26 protein-coding genes are annotated in these 25622 nt (G+C 59.4%); 6 read left to right on the forward strand and 20 right to left on the reverse strand.

Going from position 1 to position 25622, the window contains the following annotated elements; genetic code table 11:
* Positions 1-17 precede the first annotated feature (17 nt).
* The 8 genes from KP808_RS22895 to KP808_RS22930 form a co-directional block, all read right to left on the reverse strand.
* Positions 18-1514, reverse strand: coding sequence for a phage tail sheath subtilisin-like domain-containing protein (locus tag KP808_RS22895; RefSeq protein ID WP_230016958.1), 1497 nt, complete (start codon positions 1512-1514; stop codon positions 18-20).
* An 18-nt stretch (positions 1515-1532) separates the two neighbouring features.
* Positions 1533-1721, reverse strand: a complete 189-nt coding sequence (locus tag KP808_RS22900) for a DUF2635 domain-containing protein (protein ID WP_057455684.1) — start codon at positions 1719-1721, stop codon at positions 1533-1535.
* A complete protein-coding gene (locus KP808_RS22905) occupies positions 1718-2308 on the reverse strand; it encodes a phage tail terminator protein (RefSeq protein WP_005743983.1) in 591 nt (196 codons plus the stop codon). Before KP808_RS22905 ends, KP808_RS22900 begins: the two co-directional genes overlap by 4 nt.
* A 46-nt stretch (positions 2309-2354) precedes the next feature.
* Positions 2355-2693 (reverse strand): hypothetical protein, encoded by a 339-nt coding sequence (locus tag KP808_RS22910; protein WP_003372736.1) that lies wholly within the window; start codon positions 2691-2693, stop codon positions 2355-2357.
* Positions 2674-3063: a hypothetical protein gene (locus KP808_RS22915; protein ID WP_003411734.1), complete on the reverse strand. Its 390-nt coding sequence runs from the start codon at positions 3061-3063 to the stop codon at positions 2674-2676. Before KP808_RS22915 ends, KP808_RS22910 begins: the two co-directional genes overlap by 20 nt.
* Before the next feature lie 122 nt (positions 3064-3185).
* Entirely contained in the window at positions 3186-4358 is a 1173-nt protein-coding gene (locus KP808_RS22920; protein ID WP_016982694.1) for a cellulase family glycosylhydrolase, read from the reverse strand.
* Between the two features lie 2 nt (positions 4359-4360).
* Positions 4361-4555, reverse strand: a complete 195-nt coding sequence (locus KP808_RS22925; protein WP_004644430.1) for a Com family DNA-binding transcriptional regulator — start codon at positions 4553-4555, stop codon at positions 4361-4363.
* A gap of 272 nt (positions 4556-4827) precedes the next feature.
* Positions 4828-5271 carry a hypothetical protein gene (locus KP808_RS22930; protein WP_002551910.1) on the reverse strand — a complete coding sequence of 148 codons (444 nt, stop codon included), beginning with the start codon at positions 5269-5271 and terminating at the stop codon, positions 4828-4830.
* Positions 5272-5459: 188 nt separating this feature from the next.
* On the opposite strand from KP808_RS22930, the gene KP808_RS22935 reads away from it, so the two are divergent.
* The 5 genes from KP808_RS22935 (at position 5460) to KP808_RS22955 (ending at position 10970) form a co-directional block, all read left to right on the forward strand.
* Positions 5460-6071, forward strand: a complete 612-nt coding sequence (locus KP808_RS22935) for a LexA family protein (protein ID WP_003372744.1) — start codon at positions 5460-5462, stop codon at positions 6069-6071.
* Positions 6072-6226: 155 nt separating this feature from the next.
* Positions 6227-6475 carry a DUF1654 domain-containing protein gene (locus KP808_RS22940; protein WP_002551908.1) on the forward strand — a complete coding sequence of 83 codons (249 nt, stop codon included), beginning with the start codon at positions 6227-6229 and terminating at the stop codon, positions 6473-6475.
* A 121-nt stretch (positions 6476-6596) separates the two neighbouring features.
* Positions 6597-6839, forward strand: coding sequence for a pyocin activator PrtN family protein (locus KP808_RS22945; protein ID WP_003316268.1), 243 nt, complete (start codon positions 6597-6599; stop codon positions 6837-6839).
* 105 nt (positions 6840-6944) lie between these two features.
* Entirely contained in the window at positions 6945-8867 is a 1923-nt protein-coding gene (gene estP / locus KP808_RS22950) for an esterase EstP (protein ID WP_122258520.1), read from the forward strand.
* A 751-nt stretch (positions 8868-9618) separates the two neighbouring features.
* A protein-coding gene (locus KP808_RS22955; protein WP_122259038.1) for an IS3 family transposase occupies positions 9619-10970 on the forward strand; the annotation gives its coding sequence in 2 pieces (ribosomal slippage) (positions 9619-10078 and positions 10078-10970; 1353 coding nt in all).
* A gap of 447 nt (positions 10971-11417) precedes the next feature.
* Here the strand turns inward: KP808_RS22955 and trpE are convergent.
* The 9 genes from trpE to KP808_RS23000 all read right to left on the reverse strand — a co-directional run bounded on the left by trpE (position 11418) and on the right by KP808_RS23000 (position 21974).
* Positions 11418-12899, reverse strand: a complete 1482-nt coding sequence (gene trpE / locus KP808_RS22960) for an anthranilate synthase component I (protein WP_122280246.1) — start codon at positions 12897-12899, stop codon at positions 11418-11420.
* A gap of 69 nt (positions 12900-12968) precedes the next feature.
* Complete coding sequence (locus tag KP808_RS22965) at positions 12969-13787, reverse strand: phosphoglycolate phosphatase (RefSeq protein WP_122258498.1); 819 nt, start codon at positions 13785-13787, stop codon at positions 12969-12971.
* Positions 13784-14458: a ribulose-phosphate 3-epimerase gene (rpe, locus tag KP808_RS22970; protein WP_230016960.1), complete on the reverse strand. Its 675-nt coding sequence runs from the start codon at positions 14456-14458 to the stop codon at positions 13784-13786. The genes KP808_RS22965 and rpe overlap by 4 nt, the downstream gene beginning before the upstream one ends.
* A 126-nt stretch (positions 14459-14584) precedes the next feature.
* Positions 14585-15406: an ABC transporter permease gene (locus KP808_RS22975; protein ID WP_002551902.1), complete on the reverse strand. Its 822-nt coding sequence runs from the start codon at positions 15404-15406 to the stop codon at positions 14585-14587.
* Between the two features lie 11 nt (positions 15407-15417).
* The gene (locus KP808_RS22980) at positions 15418-16665 is read right to left on the reverse strand and encodes an ABC transporter permease (protein WP_058400986.1); all 1248 of its coding nucleotides are present in this window, start codon (positions 16663-16665) and stop codon (positions 15418-15420) included.
* 77 nt (positions 16666-16742) lie between these two features.
* Entirely contained in the window at positions 16743-17777 is a 1035-nt protein-coding gene (locus KP808_RS22985; RefSeq protein ID WP_002551900.1) for a polyamine ABC transporter substrate-binding protein, read from the reverse strand.
* An 82-nt stretch (positions 17778-17859) separates the two neighbouring features.
* Positions 17860-18984: an ABC transporter ATP-binding protein gene (locus KP808_RS22990; RefSeq protein ID WP_058400987.1), complete on the reverse strand. Its 1125-nt coding sequence runs from the start codon at positions 18982-18984 to the stop codon at positions 17860-17862.
* Positions 18985-19299: 315 nt separating this feature from the next.
* On the reverse strand, positions 19300-19929 hold the full coding sequence (locus tag KP808_RS22995) for a response regulator (RefSeq protein ID WP_044343665.1): 630 nt from the start codon (positions 19927-19929) through the stop codon (positions 19300-19302).
* Positions 19926-21974 carry a sensor histidine kinase gene (locus KP808_RS23000; protein WP_230016961.1) on the reverse strand — a complete coding sequence of 683 codons (2049 nt, stop codon included), beginning with the start codon at positions 21972-21974 and terminating at the stop codon, positions 19926-19928. The genes KP808_RS22995 and KP808_RS23000 overlap by 4 nt, the downstream gene beginning before the upstream one ends.
* A gap of 78 nt (positions 21975-22052) precedes the next feature.
* On the opposite strand from KP808_RS23000, the gene KP808_RS23005 reads away from it, so the two are divergent.
* Positions 22053-23039, forward strand: a complete 987-nt coding sequence (locus KP808_RS23005) for an alpha/beta hydrolase family protein (protein ID WP_122280249.1) — start codon at positions 22053-22055, stop codon at positions 23037-23039.
* A gap of 33 nt (positions 23040-23072) precedes the next feature.
* Here KP808_RS23005 and KP808_RS23010 read toward each other — a convergent pair whose 3' ends face one another.
* The 3 genes from KP808_RS23010 to KP808_RS23020 all read right to left on the reverse strand — a co-directional run bounded on the left by KP808_RS23010 (position 23073) and on the right by KP808_RS23020 (position 25603).
* Positions 23073-23840, reverse strand: a complete 768-nt coding sequence (locus KP808_RS23010) for a TerB family tellurite resistance protein (RefSeq protein ID WP_219170378.1) — start codon at positions 23838-23840, stop codon at positions 23073-23075.
* Positions 23841-24512 carry an N-acetylmuramate alpha-1-phosphate uridylyltransferase MurU gene (murU, locus tag KP808_RS23015; RefSeq protein WP_058400990.1) on the reverse strand — a complete coding sequence of 224 codons (672 nt, stop codon included), beginning with the start codon at positions 24510-24512 and terminating at the stop codon, positions 23841-23843.
* A gap of 65 nt (positions 24513-24577) precedes the next feature.
* Positions 24578-25603 (reverse strand): aminoglycoside phosphotransferase family protein, encoded by a 1026-nt coding sequence (locus KP808_RS23020; RefSeq protein WP_058400991.1) that lies wholly within the window; start codon positions 25601-25603, stop codon positions 24578-24580.
* Positions 25604-25622: the final 19 nt, after the last annotated feature.

Genomic DNA, 25622 nt, shown 5'->3' on the forward strand with positions numbered 1-25622 from the left:
GAAAGGGTTGGTTAGGCTTATGCCGCTTCGTCGTACTGCAAGCGGAACTGGTTGAGCAGCGCGAACACGCGCAGGCCGTTGATGTAGTCAGGCGGGAACATCACGTTCACGCGGCTTGGGTCATTGCCGTCACGCTCGACAATCAGGTGCTGGGCGAACGTTTCGGCGTTCTCCACATGACCCTCTTCTTCAAGACGTGCGTATTGCGCAATCAACTCGCCACGGATGGTGCTCGGCGTGATGATCGGCTGGCCGGCACCGAAGCGCGTGCCATCGTTGGCCAGCTTGTGGCGGCCATACTTGCTGGTGATGATGCCTTGCAGACGACGGATGATGAACGCCGACTGGTGCATGGTTTCGCTGTCCAGGTACGAGTTGTCAGCCTGGCCGTAAGCGTTCTTCTGGTAGGTGGTGATCGAACGCTGAATGCGTACGTAACCGCCTTCGTAGTACGCCGTGGCGATGCCGTAACGCAGCAGCGACTCACGCTCGGTCAGGGTGAAACGCTGACTGGCCGGCGCCGGATCGATGCCAGGCATGGTGCCGCTCTGGGTCGGACGGCTGGCGTCGGCAGAGATGAACACCGCCGTGCGTGCAGCCAGGGCAGCGGCTTGCAGCCAGACAGGTTGCGGCACACCGTTTTCGACACCCTGCAGGGTGATGTGCTGATCGTTGCGCAGTTGACCTGCAGCCACCAGCGTACCGACCGTGCCGCGCTTGGCGGTGTAAACGTGGCCGTACAACTGACGCGCCCAGCTCCAGCGACCGGTGCTGTCATCCATCGCCGCTTTCCAGGCATCCAGCGTGGCGGTGTCGGTCCACGGCATGCACAGGAACTCGAACGGTTCGTCGCCCAGCGCAGCCAGTGCCTTGAGCTGATCAGGCGTACCCACGCCACCGGTCATGGCAGTGACTGCTGCCGTCAGGCCAGCCGGAATGACTTCACCATTGGTCTTGCCCTGGCGGTTGAATTCCAGCTGGATGTCATTGCCGCTCGCCCCGCTCCATTTGCAGGAAAGGGTCAGCACACCCGCTTCGACAGCCGCGGTGATCGGCAGATCAGGCGTGGCGTTGATTTTCACCGACAGTGCCGTGGCCGCCTGGGCAGCGGTTGCGCCGTTAACGACGGTGGCCTGTACTCGCATGCCGCCGACATACAGGTTCAGCAAACCGGCTTCGGTCGCCGCCCCGCTGAGGGTGACTTTCGCGCTGGCCTTGGCGCCTTCGGTATTGATCAGCGGCAGGCACCAGACTTCGCCGGTGGGGTCCGCCTTGCGCCAGGTTTCATACATGGCGGCCAGCATGGAGCCCTGACCGCCAATGTTTTTCGCCAGCGCCACACTCGGCACCAGCACCAGAGAACCCAGTTCGGGGCCGGACACATCGTCGTTGACCTGCGCAACGATCAGTCGGCGCATGCTGGCCGACGCACTGTTGGCGGCCGAGTTGTCCATCTCCGCATAAAACAGCGGCACGCGAACATCGGATGGAATGTTGTTAAAGCTGATAGCCATTGTTTGGCTTCCTCTTGGTTAAGCCGTGAAGGCTTGTTGGGTGGTGGTGGATTGCTCGGTTTGAAGGGTGATGTCGCCGTCGTTCTGACGACGCTGCCACCAGGCGTTGAAGGTCACCTGCCGGCCTTCGACGGGCAGCAAATCGCCCGCCTCCGGATCCGGCACAGTGCGGCCCTCGGCCGGTACTACAGTGATGCGTTGAGTCATGGTGTTACCTCTATTGTGAATTTCGCTTCGATACGGCCATCAGGGCCGGGGGATTTCAGGTTCGGATCTGCGGGGTCAACGCAGTCCATCTCGAGGGTGGCGCCGGTAAATCCGGGCAAACCGTCCAGATACGCTTCATGCCAGGTCTCGGCAGGCTGATCGGAGGTGTTGCGGCCCAGTTGAAACTGCGCTGCAAACCCGAAGCGATACGTCACCCGGTCGCCGCTGATCTGCACCAGCGCGCCACCGGTGTACTGCATCGCGTCGTAATCGCGATCCGGGTTCCAGCCCACCAACGCTCGCCACAACTCAGCGCGCAGGGTGTGCAGTTGCTCACTGGCTTCCTGCCCGCGCTTGTCACCGCCGTCGAGCACCACCACCACGTCAATCCGGTCGGTGATGTTCTGGCGAATGACGTTCTGCAAATCGTTGGCGGTGGACTGATCGCCAGTGGCAATCACGTACGCCGACGGGTGGGCGAGCTGATCACCGAGGGCGACCGCCGCCCAGTCGATACCGGCACTGATTCGCCCGGCAAAGCTGGGGCAGGTCGCCTGCAAGTGGGCAACTATCGGGGTTATCTTCATGAGGGGTTCCGCGTGTGTTGAAGGTTGATTGCGGCGTGGGAAACGCCTACTGGTTCGCCTTGCCCAACGCCTCATCAGCCTTGTCTGCAGCACGGCTGGCCGTGTGAGCGGCCTGATTGGCAATTGATGCAGCACTCTCGACCTTGTCTGCCGCCTGGGTGGTGGTTTCGGCCAGCCTGTCCAGGCGCCGGTCGCGCTTGCCCAGTGCTGCGTCGTAGGCATTGCGAACCTCGGCCAGCTGCTGCGTATGCTCGGCATTCGCCGACCACTGCCCGGCCTGAAAACCGAGCATCAGGCAGCCAGCGATCAGCAGCACGGAAATCAGCCAGACCTCCAGGCGCCGCCACCAATGGCGAGCGATGAAATCAATTGCGCATCTGTGCATCGTTTGCACCTCCGAGTTGGGATCGCAGCCGGGCTATTTCGGCGCTTTGCGTGGTGACCTTGTCGGTGAGTTGAACGATGTGGCTGGTGAGGGCTTCGATCTTGCCCTCCATCCGCCCAACCGCTGCGGCGAGCTCGTTGCGCTCCTTGGCGAACTGATCAGCCCGCGCTTCAGCTTCCTTGCGCGCCTGGCGCTCGGAGTCGAGCAGTTCATTGAGGCGGCGCACCGTACCGATGTCCGCGTTGTCCATCGCCCGGTCTGTTGCATCTCTGGAAAGAAACTTACGCAGCCAAAGAAAGCCGCCAAGCAGAATTGTGCCCGTGCCGCCCAGCCAGGTAGCTGTGCCTGGGCCTAGGTCGGTTGGGTCCATTGGTGCTCCGTAATAGGGTGGTGGACTCTCAAGGCCCTCGAAAATCGAAAGCCTGAATAAACTGGAAAGAGCCCCTTGATGCGGGGCTCCGTTGTTGGGTCAGAACGGAATGACTTGCACCGTCATGCCTGTGCATAACCCCACAGGGCAATGCGCTCGGCAAAGTACGGTGTGACCAGTGCGACGGTCTCCGCCTGATTGCTGGCCTCCAGGCTCATCTTTTCGCCATCGGTGCCTGGCCCTGTGACCCACAGTGTCACTGGCACTTTTTCCGCCTTCGCTTTATCGAGCAGGTTTTTCAGCGCGGTGCGACCGGCAGCCGTTGGCGGAATCCCTGTTTCGCCGATAAATGCGGCCATCTTGTTGGTCTTGGCATAGGTCAGAAACGGCCCCACGATTTCATCGCGCAGAACGGTCGGCGAGATCAGGTCGTTGTTATTGGCGTAGGCACCGCTGGAGCTTTTATCGTAATCGCCGTAAGCATGGGCTTCCCAGACAATTGCATTGGCCGGGTCGACGATCTTCGACTGAAGGTTGGCAGAGACGGTGGCCCAGTTTCTGGCGCTTGCAAACTCAAGCCCACAAATGAACACCGGCTTTTTCGAGCTGTTGCGCAACGCCTGCAGCACGGTATTCATCGTGCTGATGTACAGCGCCTCAAGAGCAGGGAACGTAATGTAGTCCTTGGCACCCACCGTAGTATTCGAATACGGCTCGTTACCCAACCCCCAGCCCAACACCATTGGATCGTCGCATTCGGTGACCAGCTTCTGGTGAAAGTTGGCCAAGTGAACGGCGCTCCAGAAAGTGCCACTGACACCGTTCCCATCCTTGATCAATACCGACTCGGTTGCCTTCCAGCCGTTCTGATTACCGGCCTCCGCGGCAGGAAGAATGCGCCCGGTCAGGTTCCCGTTTGCATCGGTTTCGTAGCGATGCAAACGCATGTAGTGGTGCGGATCAGGAATGATTCTGGCCTCGCCATTGGAGTCTTCACGAATCCAGCCAAGCATTTCTTTCCAGCGCTTCACGAAGTCGGTATTCAGGTTCGCCCCTTGACCTGGCAGGCCGTCCAGAGTCGACAGCTGAATAGCGCGCTGAAGTTCGAACGGGAAACGGATCAGACGCACGCCCCGATTCTTGACCCAGGTAGTGATGGTTCCACGATTGGGCCACTGATAATGAGTCCCTGCCTCGCCAGGCACGATCTGCCCGGCGTTAGCCACTGAACCCAGGTTGATACCTACCAGCGGAATATTCTTGAGCTGGCTGACAGCAGAACTGCTATTGGACATGATTAATACCTCTGATTAGCACCGCGAGGCAGCAACGACGCTGCTGTACCTCTGTCGCTCAACGGCGATAACTCGAGGCGCGCGGCCTTCACATGATTCAACGTTCCGCAGCGGGAACATTTGATCTGGAGCTCTGTGTACTCACCCATGCGGGCCAGCAGTTTCTTGCACTGCCCGCATCGAAAGTCCTTCAACATGTGCACTGGCCTCCGTGTGCCTGACCCAATGAAAAACCCCGCCGAGGCGGGGTTTGAGGTGGGTCGCGAGTGACCGGTTGTGGCTGTTGTTCAGCCTGTTTCCGGCTGCTGCCCTGAGGCGCAAATCGCATATCGTGGGACCTTTTTACCCCCCTCCGGAAAGCCTGGGAAGGGGCAGTTTCGGGGTGGGTCGAGTTTGACCGGAGTTCAACACGAGTTCGGCCACAGCTGTGCAATCGACCCGGATAAACGGCGTGAAACCGTGTCTTCATTTACCCTTGCGCAGCCTTGTCGGCGACGGCGTTATTGCTTCTGGAAGCGCTGCGCTCAGCGAGAATCGCCAGCACTTGCTGGTGAAGCTTGTTGATCCAGTTGCGGTAGGTGCGGTCTGCGCCTTCATTGATGCCCACCAGACGCATCTGCTCGCGCACCGGCAACGACTCGACATAACGCAATGTCGCCAGTTGCGCCAGTTCAGGCCCGCGGCTCTTTGCAGGGCTGCGCGAAAGCTGCGCCACAGCCGCCTCGACTTCGCTGCTTATATAGTCCAGGCCGCTGCCATTACCCACCAGTGCGCGCGAGCCGGGTGTGCGACGCGGAATGTACGCGCCCCATTCCATGATCCCGGCCATCGGGCTGCTCAGTCCGCCGCCCAGGCCAATGCGCATGCGCTGTTCACCCCAATGCTGCATCACGGCTTCTATTTTCTCGATCATCGTGTCTCTCCTGTAGGACCTTTCTGAAACGCTGCGCAACGTCTTCGCTGCGCAGAACCAAGGCCTTACAATACATTTTGTATTTTTATGACACAACGAAGCATTACATTATGTATATTGCTCAACACCCTACAGCCTGTATGATTCGACGCATGAACAGAAAATGGTATGAAGTCGCAAGACAGGTCATGGAAACCCAGCAGATCAGCCAGGAAGAGATGGCTGAGCGGATGGGCGTGACGCCCGGCGCGGTAGGGCATTGGCTGAATGGCAAGCGTGAGCCGAAGATCGAGGTCATCAATCGATTCCTGACCGAACTCGGCCTGCCGATTCTCACCACCTCCATTCCGGCCAGCGAGCCCGGCATGCACAACGTGGAGCCCACGGTGCAGCCCTCGCGTTTCTATCGCTATCCGGTCATCAGCTGGGTAGAGGCCGGTGGCTGGAGTGAAGCCGTCGAGCCCTACCCTGCCGGCTATTCGGACACCTTCGAGATCAGCGACTATAAAGCCAAGGGCAGAGCCTTCTGGCTGGTCGTGCGAGGCGACTCGATGACTGCGCCCGCAGGCCAGAGCATTCCAGAGGGCATGCTGATTCTGGTCGATACCGGAATCGAGCCCACTGCCGGGAAGCTGGTCATCGCCAAGCTGCCGGAAAGTAACGAGGCCACGTTCAAAAAACTGGTCGAAGACGCCGGACGCTACTTTCTCAAGCCGCTGAACCCCGCCTACCCGACCCTTGCGGTGACCGAGGAGTGCAAACTGATCGGTGTCATCAGGCAGATGACGATGCGTCTCTGACCCCCGGCATGCCACGTCCAAGCCCCGATAACCGGGGCTTTTTTCATGCGCCACTGTTTCGTCCCGGGCAGCTGTCCGTGTAGGAAACATTTGTAGCTTGCGTGAGAAACACCCCTCAATTACTGTATGCACATACAGTAAAAAGGAGTTCACTCATGCTCAAGCAGTTCCCCGACACCTCGCAACATGACGCTTACCTGGCCTTGGCACAGCGCATTCAGGACGCTATCACCAGTGACAAGGCGCAGATCGAGCATCAGGTCCTGCTGATCAGGGAGCCTGGCGAATCGGTGGCTCACTGGGAGCGCATCATGGATCAGATCAGCGAGGCCGAAGGTATCAGCGTCACCCGCAACCCTGAAAACGGCACTGCTCGCGTGTCCTGGTACATCGATTCCCTGTGAGACGAACAATACAAATCGTATTTAAAATACAAACTGTATTGTCACGACGCACTACATATCGTATTGTTTGTCTGCACCCCATCTCGGGAGTACTCACATGCAAACCACAGGGAGTCATGGAATGAACGAAATACTGGATCAACTTCGCAAAGAATTCGCCACGCCGTGCCCTTCGCTGAGCGCCGTTAGAGAGCGTTATTTTTCGCACCTGTCGAACGACAGAAATCTGCTGCGCAAGATCAACGCAGGACGCATCGACTTGAAGGTCAGCCGCACAGGCGGCAGTCGTCAGGGTCACCCCTTCGTGTACCTGCATGACCTGGCCAACTACCTGAGCGCCATCGTGACCAACAGGGCTGCCTGAGGTCAAAAAAGCACCGCCGCAGCGCGATAATGTTCATCAAACTTTGCAGCCATGAAAAATCTTGCTACGTTTCCGGTACAAAACAAAAACAATCGGGATCCGTTCATGACCAAGACATCGAGGCGCTGGCCCTTCGCGGCCTGCCTGTTATCGCTTGCCTGCGGCACCGCTGCTGCCGCGCCCTATTCGACCATGGTGGTGTTCGGTGACAGTCTGGCCGATGCCGGGCAGTTTCCGGATACCGCAGGGCCAAGGGGCTCTACGCTAAGGTTCACCAATCGTGTCGGCCCCACGTATCAGGACGGCAGCGGTGAAGTGTTCAATCTGAACTCATCGACGCTGATTGGCAGAATGCTCGGTGTTCCGGCAGGAGATCTGGCGGCCTCCACGTCGCCAGTCAATGCTGCGCTGGGCGCCCCGGATGGCAATAACTGGGCAGTCGGCGGCTATCGGACCGACCAGATTCTTGAGTCGATCAACTCGCAATCCACCGTTGTCGACCCGAACACAGGCACACTGCTGCGCAGCCGGACCGGCTACCTGCCCGCAAACGGTTTTCGCGCCGACCCCAATGCGCTTTATTACCTGACCGGAGGCGGCAACGACTTCCTGCAGGGTCGCGTGGTGAGTGCCAGCAGCGCAGCGCAAGCCGCCAATCAGCTGGCTGACAGCGCGCAAGCCCTGCAACAGGCCGGTGCGCGCTACATCATGGTCTGGTTGCTGCCGGACATCGGTAAAACGCCAGCCTTGAGCGGTTCGCCACTGGCTTCGGCCACCTCGGCACTCAGCGCGGGCTTCAATCAGCAACTGGTCAGCCGACTGGCGCAGATCAATGCCCAGATCATTCCGCTGAACGTTCCGTTGCTGATCAATGAGATCCTCGCTGAACCGGCACGCTTCGGGTTCGATCCCAACGAGAATCTGGTCAGCACCTGTTTCAGCGGCAATAGCTGCCGGGAAAGCACCACCAACGGCAGGTCCAGTACGACGCCGAATCCGAACCGGCTGTTCTTCAACGATCGCGTGCACCCGACCGAGGCCGGACAGAGGTTGCTGGCCGACTACGCCTACTCGCTGCTTTCGGCCCCTTGGGAAGTCTCCCTGCTGCCGGAAATGGCCAATGGCACGCTGCGTATGCATCAGGACGAAATTCGCGCCCAGTGGCTCAGCGACTGGGGCAACTGGCAAGGTGTCGGGCAGTGGCAGAGCATGCTTTCGGCAGGCGGTCAGAAAATGGACTTCGACGCGCAGAACAGCTCGGCTGATGCTGACGGAAGAGGCTATAACCTGACCATAGGCGGCAGCTACCGGTTTGCCGAAAACTGGCGCACCGGTGTTGTTGCCGGGGCTTATCGCCAGAATCTTGAGGCGGGCCCCAGGGACTCGGACTACAAGCTCAACAGCTACATCGCCACCGCGTTTCTGCAGTATCAGGCCAACCATTGGTGGGGTGATCTGGCGGTGTCGGGCGGCAAGCTTGATTACGAAAATGCCGAGCGCAAGTTCGCGCTGGGGGTCAGCGAGGGTCAGGAAAAAGGCGATACCGACGGCGAGATGTGGGCGGCCAGCGGGCGAATCGGCTTCGACATCGCGGGGGCTGCCAGCCGCTGGCATCTGTCGCCTTTTGTCAGCGCCGACTACGCGCATATCGATGTCGATGGCTACTCGGAAAAAGGTGATCGCTCGACGGCACTGACCTTCAGTGATCAGACCCGCAAGTCGCGGCGTGCAGGCGTTGGTCTGCAGGGCAAGTTCCAGGTGACACCGAGCACGCAGGTATGGGGAGAAGTTGCCCATGAAAGGGAGTTCGAGACCGATCAGCAGGACGTGACCATGGCGCTCAACAGCGTACAGTCAGTGGGTTTCACGCTGGAAGGTTACACACCGCAACGCGACCTGAATCGGGCAACGCTGGGCGTCAGCCAGAAGCTGACCCAAGACCTGACACTGCGCGGCAACTACAACTGGCGCAAGAACGACGACGTGACCCAGCAAGGGGTAAATGTTGCGTTGAGTATGAGTTTCTAGACAGGCCGCAGGAGCGAGCGTGAGGCACGATAATCTGACTATCGTGCGTGGCGCTTTTTCAGGGTTTCACTATCGTGCGACGCTCCGCGTCGCATGCCGTTCTGGACGCTCCGCGTCCTCTCCTGAGAACTGCGGCGCGGCGCAAATCTGTGACGCGGAGCGTCACCCACGGCATTCCCACGCTGGAGCGTGAGGAACGATGATCTCAACTATCGTGCGTGGCGCTTTTTCAGGGTTTCACTACCGTGCGACGCTCCGCGTCGCATGGCGTTCTGGACGCTCCGCGTCCTCTCCTGAGAACTGCGGCGCGGCGCAAATCTATGACGCGGAGCGTCACCCACGGCACTCCCACGCTGGAGCGTGAGGAACGATGATCTCAACTATCGTACGTGGCGCTTTTTCGGGGCCTGACTATCGTGCGACGCTCCGCGTCGCATGCCGTTCTGGACGCTCCGCGTCCTATCCTGAGAACTGCGGCGCGGCGCAAATCTGTGACGCGGAGCGTCACCCACGGCATTCCCACGCTGGAGCGTGAGGAACGATGATCTCAACTATCGTACGTGGCGCTTTTTCGGGGTCTGACTATCGTGCGACGCTCCGCGTCGCATGCCTTTCTGGACGCTCTGCGTCCTATCCTGAGAACTGCAGCGCGGTGCAAATCTCTGACGCGGAGCGTCACCCAAGGCATTCCCACGCTGGTGAACTGCCCCCAAGAAGTTGGACACCAATCCGACCTCATGGGGGTGTTCAAATGGGTAAGTATTCAGAGCAGTTCAAGCTCACTGTCGTCAAAGCGTATCTTGAAGGCAACATGGGCTTTCGTATGGTAGCCCGCCAGTTCTCAATCGATTTCAGTCTGCTTCGACGCTGGGTCGCTAACTACAAGAGTCATGGTCACACCGGCCATCGCAAGCCTGGTCTTCGATACAGCGAAGCTTTCAAGCGCTCAGTGCTTGAACACAGGCGTGAACACAAGCTGTCGCTCCGTCAGGCCGCTGCGCATTTTGGTATCGGGGATCCCGGCCAAATAGTCATTTGGGAAAAGCGGCATTACAGTAGCGGTACAGCCCCGTATGTTCCTGCCAGAAGAAAGCCTGTCGCCATGCCAAAGAAGCCTTATCCCGCCAAACCAGTAACCGCCGACGATACGCAGAAGACGCGCGACCAGTTGATGAGCGAGCTTGAATATCTGCGCATGGAGAACGCTTACCTAAAAAAGTTGGAAGAGCTGAAGGAGCAGAAACGACGGCAACCGAAAAAGCCCTGATCATCAAGCAACTGAGAGGCCGGTTCCCGCTTTGCGCTCTGCTGAGGCTGGCGGGCTTGGCACGCAGCACGTTTTACTACCAGGTTCAGGTGCAATCCAGACCCGATCCCGATGCTGCTTTGAAACAGTTAATCGAAAGCATTTACCACGAGGAGAAAGGCCTTTATGGCGCTCGGCGTATCACGGCGGTCATTCGCAATGCAGGTATTTTGGTCAACAAGAAGGTTGTAGAACGACTGATGGCAGAACTGGGCCTGCGATCAGTGGTGCGCCCCAAAAAATACCGCTCCTATAAGGGCGTAATCGGAACCATTGCGCCGAATTTGCTGGAGCGCAATTTCAGCGCGCAACGCCCGAACCAGAAGTGGGTGACCGATGTGACTGAGTTCAAGGTAGGCAATCGAAAGCTGTATCTCTCACCCGTGATGGACTTGTACAACGGTGAAATCGTGGCGTATGAAGTGTCGACAAGGCCGAGCTTTGAGCTGGTCACCAGCATGCTGGACAAGGCGCTTCAGCAGTTGCAGGACGAGCCGAAGCTTGTGATGCACTCGGACCAGGGCTGGCAGTATCAACATGCGCAGTATCGCCATAAGCTATCGGTACGAGGCGTCAAACAAAGCATGTCCCGTAAGGGCAACTGCCTGGACAATGCGGCAATGGAAAGCTTTTTCGGTACACTGAAATCCGAGTTTTTCTACCTGAAACAGTTTGAAAGCATCGATGAGTTGAAAGCAGGTCTGGATGAGTACATCCACTACTACAACCATGACCGCATCAAGCTGAAGCTCAACGGTCAAAGCCCCGTAAAGTATAGGGCTCAGGCGGCAAGCTAAACCGTCCAACTTTTGGGGGGCAGTTCACTGGAGCGTGAGGAACGATGATCTCAACTATCGTACGTGGCGCTTTTTCGGGGTCTGACTATCGTGCGACGCTCCGCGTCGCATGCCTTTCTGGACGCTCTGCGTCCTATCCTGAGAACTGCAGCGCGGCGCAAATCTGTGACGCGGAGCGTCACCCACGGCATTCCCACGCTGGAGCGTGAGGAACGATGATCTCGACTATCGTACGTGGCGCTTTTTCGGGGTCTGACTATCGTGCGACGCTCCGCGTCGCATGCCGTTCTGGACGCTCCGCGTCCTCTCCTGAGAACTGCAGCGCGGCGCAAATCTGTGACGCGGAGCGTCACCCACGGCATCCCCACGCTGGAGCGTGAGGAACGATGATCTCGACTATCGTGCGATGCTCTGCGTCTGCTTTGAGACGCAGAGCAGCAAGCCTGCTCAACCCTCGGCAGGCTGCGACGCCAGGGCTACAGCACGGAACATGGCGCGGCGCTTGTTCAGGGTTTCTTCCCATTCCAGTGCCGGCACCGAGTCGGCAACGATACCGCCACCGGCCTGTACATGCAGTTCACCGTTCTTGATCACCGCAGTACGAATCGCGATGGCCGTGTCCATGTTGCCATTCCAGGCCATATACCCCACCGCGCCGCCATAGACGCCGCGCTTGACCGGCTCCAGCTCGTCGATGATTTCCATGGCGCGAATTTTCGGTGCGCCAGACAACGTGCCAGCCGGCAGAATCGCCCGCAGTGCATCCATTGCCGTCAGCCCGCTTTTCAGTTGACCGGTGACGTTGGAAACAATGTGCATCACGTTGGAATAACGCTCGATAACCATCTTCTCGGTCAGTTTGACCGTACCGATCTCGGACACCCGCCCAACGTCATTACGGCCCAGATCGATGAGCATCAGGTGCTCGGCGATTTCCTTATGATCGGACAGCAGGTCTTCTTCCAGCGCAAGATCAGCCTCTTCGGTGGCACCGCGAGGGCGAGTACCGGCGATTGGACGCACCGTGATCAGGTTGTCCTCGACCCGCACCAGCACTTCCGGCGAACTGCCGACGACATGGAAATCGCCGAAGTTGAAGAAGTACATGTAAGGCGTCGGGTTGAAGCAGCGCAGCGCCCGATACAGATCGATGGGCGCGGCGCTGAAATCGATGGACATGCGCTGTGACGGGACAACCTGCATCACGTCGCCAGCAAGGATGTACTGCTTGATTGTGTCGACCGCAGCCTCGTAATCATCCTGAGTAAAGCTGGAGCGAAACACCGGATCGGCGGCCGGAGGTCGGTCCAGATCAAGACCGCGGCGCGGCGTGATCGGCTGACGCAGTTTGTGCATCAGTTCATCAAGCTGCGCAACGCCACGTGCGTAGGCATCCTGTTGCGCCGGATCGATCAGCACGATGGCGTGCATCTTGCCCGCCAGGTTGTCGAACACTACGACCGCGTCAGACACCATCAACAGGATATCCGGCACGCCGAGCGGGTCGGGATTCGGGCAGTTGGCCAGACGCTTCTCGACATAGCGCACACAGTCGTAGCCAAAGTAGCCCACCAGCCCGCCGTTGAAGCGTGGCAGCCCGGCAATCGTCGGTACGTTGTATCGCGCTTTAAAGGTCTCGACGAAGTCCAGCGGGTCTTCGACATCCAGGCTTTCGATCTCGACGCCATCGTGGGTCACGCTGACGTGATGGCCATGAACGCGCATCACGGTGCGGCATGGCAGGCCGATGATCGAATAACGCCCCCACTTCTCGCCGCCCTGAACCGACTCCAGCAAATAGGAGTTGGGCTGATCGGCAAGCTTGAGGTAGATCGACAGCGGCGTGTCGAAGTCGGCCAGGGTTTCGCGGGCAAGCGGGATACGGTTGTAGCCTTCAGCGGCCAAACGCAGGAATTCTTCACGGTTCATGAGCAACCTCGTGGTTTGAGGAAAAACGGTCAGTCAGGCAAACGTGCCGGCAGGCCGGCCAGGATCAGGTCAGGCGCGCCAACGCCAGCGGGCCAGGGCCTTGATGACTTTCATCCAGAGCTTGCGAGTGACCACCACGATGGATTCTCTTGAGGAGGGACGTTTGATGTCGGGCAACAGTATCTCAGCGTCCATGTCCAGGCAACCGGGAATCAGCTTGCGCAGATCATCGATGACCATTGCCGGGTTTTCCTCGGCAATCGGCCGGCCATGGTTGTAGCCATAACTCAACGCGACACAGGCAACACCGGCCGCCTTGGCAGCCTGTACATCACTGCGCGAGTCGCCAACGAACAGTGCTTGCGAGGCCGGAACACCCGCCATTTTCATTACGAAAAACAGTGCGGCAGGGTCAGGCTTTTTCTGCGGCATGGTGTCGCCACCGATGATCCAGCGAAAGAAACGCCCCAGCTTCATCTCATCCAGCAGCGGCGCGACAAAGCGCTCCGGTTTGTTGGTGATGAGAGCCATTTCGACGCCCATCTTCTGCAGCCATTTCAGGGTTTCACGCACGCCGGGGTAGACCACGGTGAACTCGTGCTTCTGGGCGTAGGCACGCATGAAGATTTCCAGGCCCTGCTCAGCCAGAGCATCATCGACACCACTGTGGTCGAGTTGGTTGGCCAGTGCGCGGCGTACCAGCACCGGAGCACCATTGCCTACCCAGGCACGGACCGATTCAAGCCCGGCTATTGGCCGGCCAAGTTCAGCCAGCATGGTATCCACCGCTACTGCCAGATCAGGGACCGAGTCCACCAGGGTCCCGTCCAGATCGAACATGATCAGCCTGGGCAACTTGCCTGCAAACAGCTGCTCAAAGCCGCTCATGCGCGGGATGCTGCCAGTTCTGCGCGCATTTTCTCGATCACTTCCCGGTAGTCCGGTGCGTTGAAAATGGCTGAACCGGCAACGAAGGTATCAGCACCTGCCGCTGCGATCTCACGGATGTTGTTGACGTTTACGCCACCGTCGATTTCCAGACGGATGTCACGGCCCGACGCATCGATCAACGCCCGCGCTTCACGCAGCTTGTTGAGCGTGCCGGGAATGAACTTCTGCCCGCCGAAACCCGGGTTGACGCTCATGAGCAGAATCATGTCGACCTTATCCATCACGTACTCCAGCAGGTTCAGCGGAGTTGCCGGGTTGAACACCAGCCCCGCCTTGCAGCCGCCTTCACGGATCAGTTGCAACGAACGATCAATGTGCTGGGTCGCTTCCGGGTGAAAGGTAATATAGGTGGCACCTGCCTCGATGAAATCCCCGATGATGCGATCCACCGGGCTGACCATCAAATGCACATCGATCGGTGCAGTAACGCCATATTTGCGCAACGCGCTGCACACCATCGGACCAATGGTCAGGTTCGGGACGTAGTGATTGTCCATCACATCGAAGTGGACAAAGTCGGCGCCGCTGGACAGCACGCTGTCGACTTCCTCGCCCAGACGGGCGAAGTCAGCGGAAAGAATCGATGGGGCAATAACGAAGGGCTGCATGACGCACCTGTTTGAGCAGAATCACGGTGCGCGGATTGTACGCCAAGCTTCGCCCGGAGCGGTAAGCCTCAAGCTGCACGCCAATGGATTCGCCTTGGCTGGCAGCTTGAAACTTGCGGCGCCCGGTTATTGAGCCGTTCGGAGTTTTTCACTACGCCCGCGTAACCACTCCAGTACCAGCAGCAACAGCACGGAGAAGCCGATCAGCAAGGTCGCGGCGGCAGCGATGGTCGGGCTGAGGTTTTCGCGAATGCCGCTGAACATCTGCCGAGGCAAGGTCGCCTGCTCCGGCCCGGCGAGGAACAGCGTCACCACCACTTCGTCGAACGAGGTCGCGAAGGCGAACAGCGCACCGGAAATCACCCCTGGCGCAATCAATGGCAGGGTCACGCGACGGAATGCAGTCAGCGGCGATGCACCGAGGCTGGCGGCAGCGCGTACCAGATTGTGGTTGAAACCCTGCAAAGTGGCCGACACGGTAATGATCACGAACGGCACGCCCAGTACCGCGTGGACCAGAATCAGCGAGGTGTAGCTGTTGCCCAGGCCCAGTGGCGCGAAGAACAGGTAACTGGCGACACCGACGATAACCACTGGCACCACCATCGGCGAAATCACCAGCGCCATGACCAGCGCCTTGCCGGGAAAGTTGCCACGGGTCAGGCCGATCGCCGCCAGCGTGCCGAAGCCCATCGCCAACAACGTAGCGGCCGGGGCAACGATCATGCTGTTCTTCAGCGCGCGCATCCACTCGGCAGAGTTGAAGAAGTCCTGATACCACTGCAACGAGAACCCTTGCAGCGGATAGACCAGAAAGCTGCCTGAATTGAACGACAACGGCACGATGACCAGCACCGGTAACACGAGAAAGAGCAGCACCAGCGCACAGATGATGCGCAGGGCGTAATACCAGATGCGTTCGATCGGCGATGTGTAGGGGTTCAACATGGTGACACTCCTCAGCTCAGACGCAGGCGGCTGGCGCCGACCAGCCAGCTATAAATCAGGTACAGCACGATGGTCGCCAAGAGCAGTAACCCGCCGAGCGCGGTGGCCATGCCCCAGTTGATGCTGGTGTTGGTATAGAAGGCGACGAAGTAGCTGACCATCTGGTCGTTCGGGCTGCCCAGCAAGGCCGGGGTGATGTAGTAGCCGATCGACAGAATGAACACCAGCAGACAGCCTGCACCGATCCCGGCGTAGGTCTGCGGAAAGTACACGCGCCAAAAACTGGTGAACGGATGGCAGCCGAGCGAAATGGCGGCACGCATGTAAGTCGGGGAGATGTTTTTCATCACGCTGTAGATCGGCAGGATCATGAACGGCAGCATGATATGCACCATCGAGATGTATACGCCCACCCGATTGAAGACCAGTTCCAGCGGCTTATCGATGATGCCCATCGCCAGCAACGCGCTGTTGATCAGACCGCTCGACTGCAGTAACACAATCCAGGCAGCCACCCGCACCAGAATCGAGGTCCAGAACGGCAACAGCACCAGAATCATCAGCAGGTTGCTCTGCCGCGCAGGCAGGCTGGCCAGCAGGTAAGCCAGCGGATAAGCCAGCACCAGGCAGATCGCGGTAATCACCAGGCCCATCCAGAAGGTGCGGGCGAAGATATCCAGATAGATTGACTGATCCGGGGTTGCAGGCGCCACTTCCCCAAGGTCGTCGATACGATGGTCTACCGCCGCAAGCAGGTAATACGGGGTGATGCTGCTGGTATTGCGGCGCACCGCCTGCCAATAGGCCGGGTCACCCCAGCGCTCGTCCAGCGCTTCGAGCGCTTCTTTATAAGAGGCCGGTTCAGTCTTGAACGGCAAGGCGCGAGCGGTCTTGCTCAGCAGGCTGCGATAACCGGCCAGTTCCATGTTCAGACGCTTGGACAGATCGCCCAGCGTGGAATTCTTGCGTGTTTCGGCCAGGTCCAGGCTCATTGCCTTGTAGACCGACTCGGGCGGCAGCCCTTTTCCATCCCACTTTTGCACTTCGACCACTGTGGTCGGCAGTGCAGTCACGACTTCCGGGTTGCCGACACTCTTATAGAGCAGCGCAGCAATCGGCACCAGAAACACTAACAGCAGGAAAATCACCAGCGGAGCGATCAATGCCTGAGCCTTCCAGCGGTTGACCCGCTCGGCGCGAGCGAGACGTTGCTTCAAGTTAGGGCTGGCGCCTTCAGTCAGGGGCACGGCGATGGCCATAGCGAACTCCGGAATCTTTCAACGAGAGGGCGCTCCCTACAGCAGAGAGCGCCCGGATCTGACGTGATGCAGCCTGTTTACTTGGCAGCCCAGGCAGTGAAACGCTGCTCAAGGGATTCGCCGTTGTCGGTCCAGAACGCTACGTCCATCTGCACCTGATCCTTGATGTTCTCAGGCGTGGTCGGCATGTTCTGCAGGGTTTCCTTGTCCAGCAGCTTGACCGCCTGGGTATTGGCCGGGCCGTAGGCGATATTCTGCGAATAGGTCTTCTGCTGCTCGGGGCTCAGCATGTAGGCGATGAACTTCTTCGCGGCATCGGCGTTTTTCGAGCCCTTCGGGATGGCCCAGGCATCGAAGTCATATACGCCACCGGTCCACACGACCTTGAGGTTGCTTTCCTTCTGCACAGCAGCGATCCGGCCGTTGTAGGCCGAGCTCATCACCACGTCACCGGAAGCGAGGTACTGCGGCGGCTGTGCGCCTGCTTCCCACCACTGAATGTTTGGCTTGAGTTCATCGAGCTTCTTGAACGCGCGGTCCTGGCCGTCTTTGCTGGCCAGCACTTTATAAACGTCTTTCGGCGCAACGCCGTCAGCCATCAGGGCGAATTCCAGCGTGTACTTGGCACCTTTACGCAGACCGCGCTTGCCCGGGAATTTCTTGGTGTCCCAGAAATCGGCCCAGCCGTTTGGAGCTGTGGCGACCTTGTCGGCGTTGTATGCCAGCACGGTGGACCAGACGAAGAAACCGGCACCGCAGGTGGTGATGGCGCCAGGCACGAAGTCAGCGGCATTGCCCAGCTGTTTCGGGTCCAGCTCTTCGAACATGTCCTCATCGCAACCACGGGCCAGTTCCGGCGATTCGACTTCTACCAGGTCCCAGGAAACGCTCTTGGTGTCGACCATGGTTTTGACCTTGGCCATCTCACCGTTGTATTCACCGGCGATGATCTTGCCGTTACCGGCCTTTTCCCACGGCGCGTAGAACGCCTTTTCCTGAGCGGCCTTGTTGGCACCGCCAAAGGAGATGACGGTCAGGTCGGTGGCTGCCATGGCCTGCGCGGCGCACATGAGGCCCAACGTGATGGCGGTGAACTTCAAAGACTTCAACATAGGTTCTTTTCTCCACGAGCAGTGTTGGTAAGCGATTGGGATGGGCGATCAGGTCGCCTCTGTTATTGCTTTTATCGGTAGATCAATGCACTTGCTGCAAGGGGTCGAGCGCGCGAACGTGCTCGACTTGCCAGCCGATGGGCACCACGTCGCCCACACTCAGGCCAGGGTCCAGTTCGGCAATCGGCTGTTTGACGAAGAAGTCGCTCTTGCCTGCTACCTCCAGACGCACGCGAACGTGGTCACCCAGGTAGATGAACTCAGCCACACGGCCGGAAAAACGGTTTGCACAATTCTCGCTGCGACCATTGAGGTTGATGCGCTCAGGACGGATCGACAGGGTCACCGGGCCGCCAGGCTGGCCGACGTTGATCGCCAGCGCATGCACTTTCTCGCCACGCTCCAGCTCGACCACACAGCGGTCGCCGTCCTGGCTGACCAGACGTCCATTGAGGCGGTTGTTCTCGCCGATGAAGTTGGCCACAAAGGTGTTCTTCGGCTCTTCGTACAGGCTGCGGGGCGGTGCGATCTGCTGGATCTCGCCCTGATGGAAGACGGCGACCCGGTCGGACATGGTCAGGGCTTCACCCTGATCGTGGGTCACGTAGACCACGGTCACACCCAGACGCTGATGCAGATGTTTGATCTCCATCTGCATGTGCTCGCGCAGTTGCTTGTCGAGCGCGCCGAGCGGTTCGTCCATCAGCACCAGTTGCGGTTCGAACACCAGCGCACGCGCCAGCGCCACACGCTGCTGCTGACCACCGGACAACTGCGCCGGGTAACGATGTGCAAAGGTGTCCAGCTGGACCATGCCCAGCGCCTTTTTAACTTTCTCGCCAACATCGGTCTTGCTCATGCCACGCACCGACAGCGGGAACGCCAGGTTCTCGGCCACGGTCATGTGTGGAAACAACGCGTAGTTCTGAAACACCATGCCGATGTCGCGCTTGTGCGGCGGCACATTGTTGATGGCGCGCCCACCGAGAAGAATTTCGCCGGCAGTCGGGGTTTCGAAACCGGCCAGCATCATCAGGCTGGTGGTCTTGCCGGAGCCGGAAGGCCCGAGCAGGGTCAGGAACTCACCTTTGCGAATATCCAGGTTAAGGTCTTTGACGATCAGTGCTTCGCCGTCGTAGCTCTTCTGCACACCACGAAAGCTGACCAGAACATCATTTGCTCCAGCGCTTGTATCGACGTCGCTCATTACCCACACCTTTGTTTTGTCTGCGTGGGCTCAAGCCTAGAGCAGCCCGAAGCCCCGGCAAATCGGGGGCCGGGAGAGAATCGCCTAGGCTGGCTGGAAGGCCAGGGGTAGGGATTGCCCTACAGCGATGGCGCGATTGGATATGTCGGCCAGCCTGATCGTTCCGCACGCTCCAGCGTGGGAATGCAGTGCGTGACGCTCTGCGTCACAAAAGAGGACGCGGAGCGTCCAGAACGGCATGCCGACGCGGAGCGTCGCACGATAGTTGTGAGTAGAGCACCGACCCGACACTCAACTGGAGTGTCGTTTTCAGACTCAGAGCAGTTTGTGCTCCATCGCGTATTTGACGAGATCGGCCAGTGAGTTGAGTTTCATTTTCTGCATCAGCCGCGCCTTGTGGGTGCTGATGGTCTTGCTGCTCAGGGCCAGTTGCTGAGCGATGTCGTTGACGTTGGCACCCTGCGCCAGGCGCTCGAACACCGAGAACTCGCGCTCCGACAACAATGAGTGTAAAGGCCGGCTATCGGTCAGGCCCACTTCAAAAACCATGCGGTCGGCGAGGTCCGGGTCGATATAGCGCCCGCCTGCCGCGACCCGACGAATTGCCGTCAGCAGCAGCGCCGGGTCGCTGTCCTTGGTGGCATAACCTGCGGCCCCGACTTTCAGCGCACGTGCCGCCATCTGCGCTTCATTGTGCATCGACAGCACCAGAATGGCGGGCGGACTGGCCAGTGCGCGAATCCTCGGAATCGCCTCAAGACCATTGACGCCGGGCATGGAGATATCCAGCAAAACCACTTCGCAAGTCACATGACGCAAGGTTTCGAGCAACTGCTCGCCGTTGCTGGCCTCACCGACCACTTGCAGGTCTCTGGCCAGACCAATCAGTTGCTTGATCCCTTCACGCACGATGGTGTGGTCTTCGGCTACCAAAACACGAATCACTGGCTTCGCTCCTGTGCGACGGGGTCCAACGGGATGTAGGCGCGCAAGGTTGTGCCCTCACCGGCCTCGCTGTCCAGCTCCAGTCTGCCGCCGAGCATCAGCACCCGCTCGCGCATCCCGACCAGACCGAATGAAACCACCCTGCCCGACTCGACGACAAACCCCTGCCCGTCATCGGCGATGGTCATGCACATCACGCCATCCTGCAACGTCAGGCTGATTTCCACCGTGTGCGCCTGGGCGTGGCGCATGACGTTGGTCAGCGCTTCCTGAAGAATCCGGAACATGCCTGTGGCTCTGGCATCGCTAAGCACTGGCAGGTTGTCCGGCACCTGCACCAGACAAGGGATTTGCGTGCGCGCCTCGAAACGGCGTGCCTGCCACTCGATGGCCGACGCAATGCCGGCGTCGAGAATCGGTGGCCGCAATGCCGTGGCAACATCACGCACCAGTTGAAACAGCTGAGCGATAAGACGCTTCATGCTGTCCAGTCGCTCACCAAGGCCGGGATCCAGGTCTGCATAGGCCAGCTCGCACATCGACGTTTCCAGCTTCAGCACCGTCAGCATCTGCCCCAGCTCGTCATGCACCTCGCGAGCAATACGCGCCTTCTCTTCTTCACGCACGCTTTCCAGGTGCGCTGATAATTCACGTAACTGATCATGCGCACGGCGTCGTTCGCTGGCGTCGCTGAGAAACACCACCAGGTATTCCGCCTCGTGAAAGCGCAGGAAGCTCAACGAGACATCGGCAGGCAGAAGACTGCCATCAGCGCGCAGACAATGAGCCTCGAACACCTGCGGGCTGTCTTCGCGGGAACGTGCGTTCTTCCACAGGTTGAGCCAGCGGTCCATATGCAGACCGGGCTCGAAATCAATCAGCGGGCGCTCGACCACCTGTCCCGGCGCGTAGCCGAGCATGGATTCCGCCGCCCGGTTGGCGTAACGCACACGACTGTCCCAATTGACCCAAAGGATGCCGACGGTGCTCTGGTCGATGGAGAATTGCGCCAGACGCAGCGCCTCCTCACCTTCAACGCGACGGGCAAGCTCTTCACGCGCGCGCAGCAACTCCTGCTCCTGCGCCTGCTGCTGGCGACGCTGCCAGACCACGATCGCAAAACAGGCCAGCAGCATCACCAGCAGCAGAATGCACAGGTTTTTCCAGAGCTTGGTCGACTCGATGAAATGCGATGGGGTGAGCGGCATCCAGCGCGCGTGCAGTTGCTCAAGCTCTTTGGCAGGAATCGCGCGCAACGCTTCGCTGACGATGGCGGCCAGCTCCGGCATGTCACGGCGCGAAGCCACGCGCAACAATTGCGGCAGCCCGATATCCCCCACTACCGCCAGCCCGGCAAATTCCGGCTCGCGGAGCAGGCGGCTGAGCTGCGCTTCGTCCACCACGGCATAGCGTGCCTGCTGACTGAGCAGCAATTGCAGCGCCTGACGCTCCAGCGGCACGCCTTGCAGGTTCAGGTGCGGAAAGTTGCTGCGCAGGTAATCGGCGGCAGGGCCTGGCATGCGTACAGCAACCCGCGAAAGGCTGTCGAGTTTCTCGAGGTCCACGGTAGTGCTGCCATCGCGTTCGCCGATCAACAGTTGCGAAACACGCAGATACGGATCGGAAAACAACCACAGACGCAGGCCCGCCGGGCTCTGCATCAAGCCAGGCGCAACATCGATTTCACCATTGGCCAGGGCCTTCTCAAGCGCCGCCTGATCAGGAAAGTTTCGCCACAGCAACTCGACCGGTAGCGTCGAGGCCAGCGCATTCATCAGGTCGACATTGGCTCCGGACAACTGCTGCAAACGCTGATCAAACTGAGCATAAGGCGCACGCAACACCAGACCCACCCGCAGCGGACCGTGCTGGTCGAGCCAGCTACGCTGTGCTGAACTCAACTGCGCAGACGCAGGCATTTGTGGCTCGTCAGCCTGCGTAATGGCCATCTGAACCATCAAGAGCAAAGCCAGGCAGCCGATAAAATCGGTGCGCAGAAGACCAATCATCAATGTGTCGCTCTCGTGTGTTCGTATGACGGCCATATGCCGCGCAGGCTCAGGCCTGACAAAAGCCGATCAACCCATTAGGCTGCCGGGATAGTTTCTGGCTTGGAATATCCGATGTCCTACACCTTTCGCGCAACGTTTCCTGCATTGTTTCTGTCATTGGTCCTGCCTTGCGCACTGCCTGTACTCGCAGCCGACCCGGCCCCGGCGAAAGACGCTGCTGCCGAAGCACCGGTAGAACGGGCACCGCTGCTCAGCCGCTCGCAGGAAGACGCGATAGCGCTGGAGCGTCAATTGCCTCGCGAGGATCAGCAGCAGCTTCAGGCGGGTGACGAAAGCTTTCTCGCGCTCTGGAAGCCCGCAAACAGTGACACCCCCCAAGGCGCGGTGATTATTGTGCCTGGCGACGCCGAGTCACCAGACTGGCCGGATGCCGTCGGCCCGTTGCGAAGGAAGTTTCCGGATGTCGGCTGGTCAAGCCTGAGCATCACCCTGCCGGATGCGATGGACAACAGCCTGGTGCCACGCGAGCCCGACGCCGCCCCGACCGACGCGAACGCTGCCAAACCCAAGGAATCCCCCAAGGACGCCAGTCCGAAAGCGCAAGACCCGGCAGCTGAAGCCGAGGCCCTGGCTGCCGCAGCAACCGCAAAGGCAGCTGCCGACGAGGAACTCAACAAGGCTCAGGCCGAGCGCATCTTCGCGCGGATCGAAAGCGCGATCAGCTTTGCGCAGCAGAACAAGGCCCGCAGCATCGTATTGATCGGCCATAGCAGCGGCGCCTACTGGGCAGCCAGATTCCTCAATGAACGCACATCGCCTGCCGTGCAGAAGCTGGTGATGCTTGCTGCGCGCGAGCCGGTAAATGCTGCGCCTTCGCTGCTGGACATGGTGCCTCAGCTGAAAATAAAGACCGCCGACTTCATCTACAAAAACTCGCCGGACCAGGCCGCCAAAGCACGCCTGCAGGCCAGCAAACGCGCCAAAGGCCCCGGTTTTACGCAGATTGGCCTGATCAATATCGTAGGCAATGAAGATACCGAGCAAGAACAACTGTTCCGCAGGGTTCGTGGCTGGATAGACGCCAAGGAAGAAAAATAAGCTTCACGCCAAGCACCCGACGCACGAGCAGGCTCAGTTGAACCCGCGTCGGGCCTTCACCACCCGATAGGCGTTATGCAACTGGCTGGTCTTGTCGGTCGCCAACCGCACTTGCTGAGGGTTGGCACCCGAACCGGCAACCTTGTCAGGGTGATGCCGACTGAGCAGCCGGCGGTAGGCGCGCTTGATGCTCGACGGGTCGGTGTCCGGTTTTATTCCCAGAAGCGTCATCGCGCTTTTGTAGTCATCCCCGCTGCTGACCGGCGAACGCTTCATCGGGTCGTGATCGGCAGCCAGCGCTTCGACTTGTGGCCCTGTCCAGCCCAGCCACATGCCCCATACTCCGATCAGCTCACGCTCGACCCGGGAAGCCTTGCCATCCGCCCAGGCCATGCGCCAGCAGGCACGCAACAACTCCTCGGCGGTGTCCGGCTGCCCGTGCAGGCCGCGCAAATAACTGCGCAGGCCGTCGGCACCATCACGACCACGCTTGAAGGCGTTGATGGCGCGCAACTGATCCGCCTCGTTCAGGTTCAGACGGCGCATTTCGGTACGGGCCTGATGAATATGGCTGGCCAGGACACGTCCGTCACTCTTGGCCAGACGGCCCAGCAATACAAACAGCAGGCCATCCGCAGGTATCGCCGCCCGCCCGCCCAGACGCTCACGCAGGTGCGCCCAGCTCTGCAGCTTCAGGCGACGATCCAGCGCCTGCCCCAATAGAGCACCCAGCATCGCGCCCGGGATGCTGGCAATTGCATAGCCGACACCCGCGCCGATCAATGTGCCAGGCCAAAGCATTCAGCGGGTCTCCGCAAGCAACTGCTCGACTTCTGCCAGACGCTCGTGAGTGCCCACATCGACCCAACGCCCTCTGTGGTGCTCACCCGTTACCAGGCCTTGATGCATGGCCTCACGCAACAACGGCGCGAGTTTGAACGCACCGGGCTCACAGTCGGCAAACAACTGTGGATGCAGGATGGCGATACCGCTGTAGGTGAGCCGCTGACCTGCCGAATCGTCATCGCGCACCTGCCCGTCGACCAGCGAGAAATCGCCAGTGGGGTGATGTGCCGGGTTATCGACCAGCACCAGATGCGCGAGACCGGTAAGCGGCACGCGCAACGCGCTGAAGTCATAGTCCGTCCAGATATCCCCATTGATCACCACAAAGGGCTCAACGCCCAGCAATGGCAATGCCCGATGAATCCCGCCGCCTGTTTCCAGCGGCTGGCCCTCGGGGGAATAACGGATACTCAGGTCGAAACGCTGACCGTCGCCCAGATAATCCTCGATCTGCTGCCCCAGCCAGGCATGGTTGATGACCAACTGGTGAAACCCGGCTGCGCGCAAGGCGTTCAGGTGGTACTCGATCAACGGCATCCCCCCGGCACGCACCAATGGCTTGGGCGTGTGCAGGGTCAACGGGCGCATTCGCTCGCCTTTACCGGCGGCGAGAATCATCGCTTTCATGCAGTCCTCTTCAACACAATCAGGTTTCTTTCAAAATGGCCGTTTTTCAGGCCGTCTCTGCCGTATCAAACAGCCGTCTCTACCGGTTGCTGCAGACTGGTGAGCAACTGCCCGAGCTGAGCCAGCTCGGGGCGGCGCGACAGAACTGCCTCTATATAAGCGAAAAAGCGCGGAACGTCTTGCAGATAGCGCGGTTTTCCATCGCGGTGGCAGATGCGGGCAAAAATACCGATCACCTTCAGATGGCGCTGAACACCCATCAGATCACTGGCGCGCTCGAAGGCGGCAAAATCCTCCTGCACCGGGATACCAACGGCGCGCGCCTGATCCCAGTAGGTCCTGAGCCAGTCGCTGACGCGTTCTTGTGGCCAGCTCAGGAACGCGTCCTTGAACAGGCAGGTCACGTCATAGGTGACCGGGCCGTAGACAGCGTCCTGAAAATCCAGCACGCCTGGGTTGGGCTCGCTGATCATCAGGTTTCGCGGCATGTAGTCGCGATGCACCAGCACTTTGGGCTGCGCCAGAGCGCTGTTGATCAACAACTCGCTAGCCTGCTGCCAATCGCTCAGTTGCGCCTCGTCCATCTCGATACCCAGGTGGCGCTTCACGTACCACTCGGGGAAAAGCTCCAGCTCACGACGCAGCAACGCGACGTCATAGCTAGGCAGCGGCGCGTCCATCGGCAATTGCTGATAGGCCAGCAACGCCTGGATTGCATCGGCGAACAAGGCATCGGCATTGTCAGCGTCAATCACATCCAGATAGGTCTGACGACCAAGATCATTGAGCAGCAAAAAGCCTTGCGTCAGGTCTTCGGCATAAATTTCCGGAACATTAATGCCCGACTTTTTCAGTAAATGAGCGATATCCACAAACGGTTTGCAGTTTTCCTGCGGTGGTGGCGCATCCATCACAATAAAAGTTCGGCCAGCGCCCTCCCAGCGAAAATAACGACGAAAACTTGCGTCACTACTGGCCGCAGTCAATGTGGCCGGGGGTACAGCGCCCCAATTTTGCGCCGCAAACAGCGCTGGCAACTGCTCATCGAGCCAAACTTTCAGGGATTGCAGGCGTATATCTTGATCTGACATTACAAGGGTCTCCGACGGC

It is taken from the genome of Pseudomonas savastanoi, from assembly GCF_020917325.1.
Lineage (GTDB): Bacteria > Pseudomonadota > Gammaproteobacteria > Pseudomonadales > Pseudomonadaceae > Aquipseudomonas > Aquipseudomonas amygdali.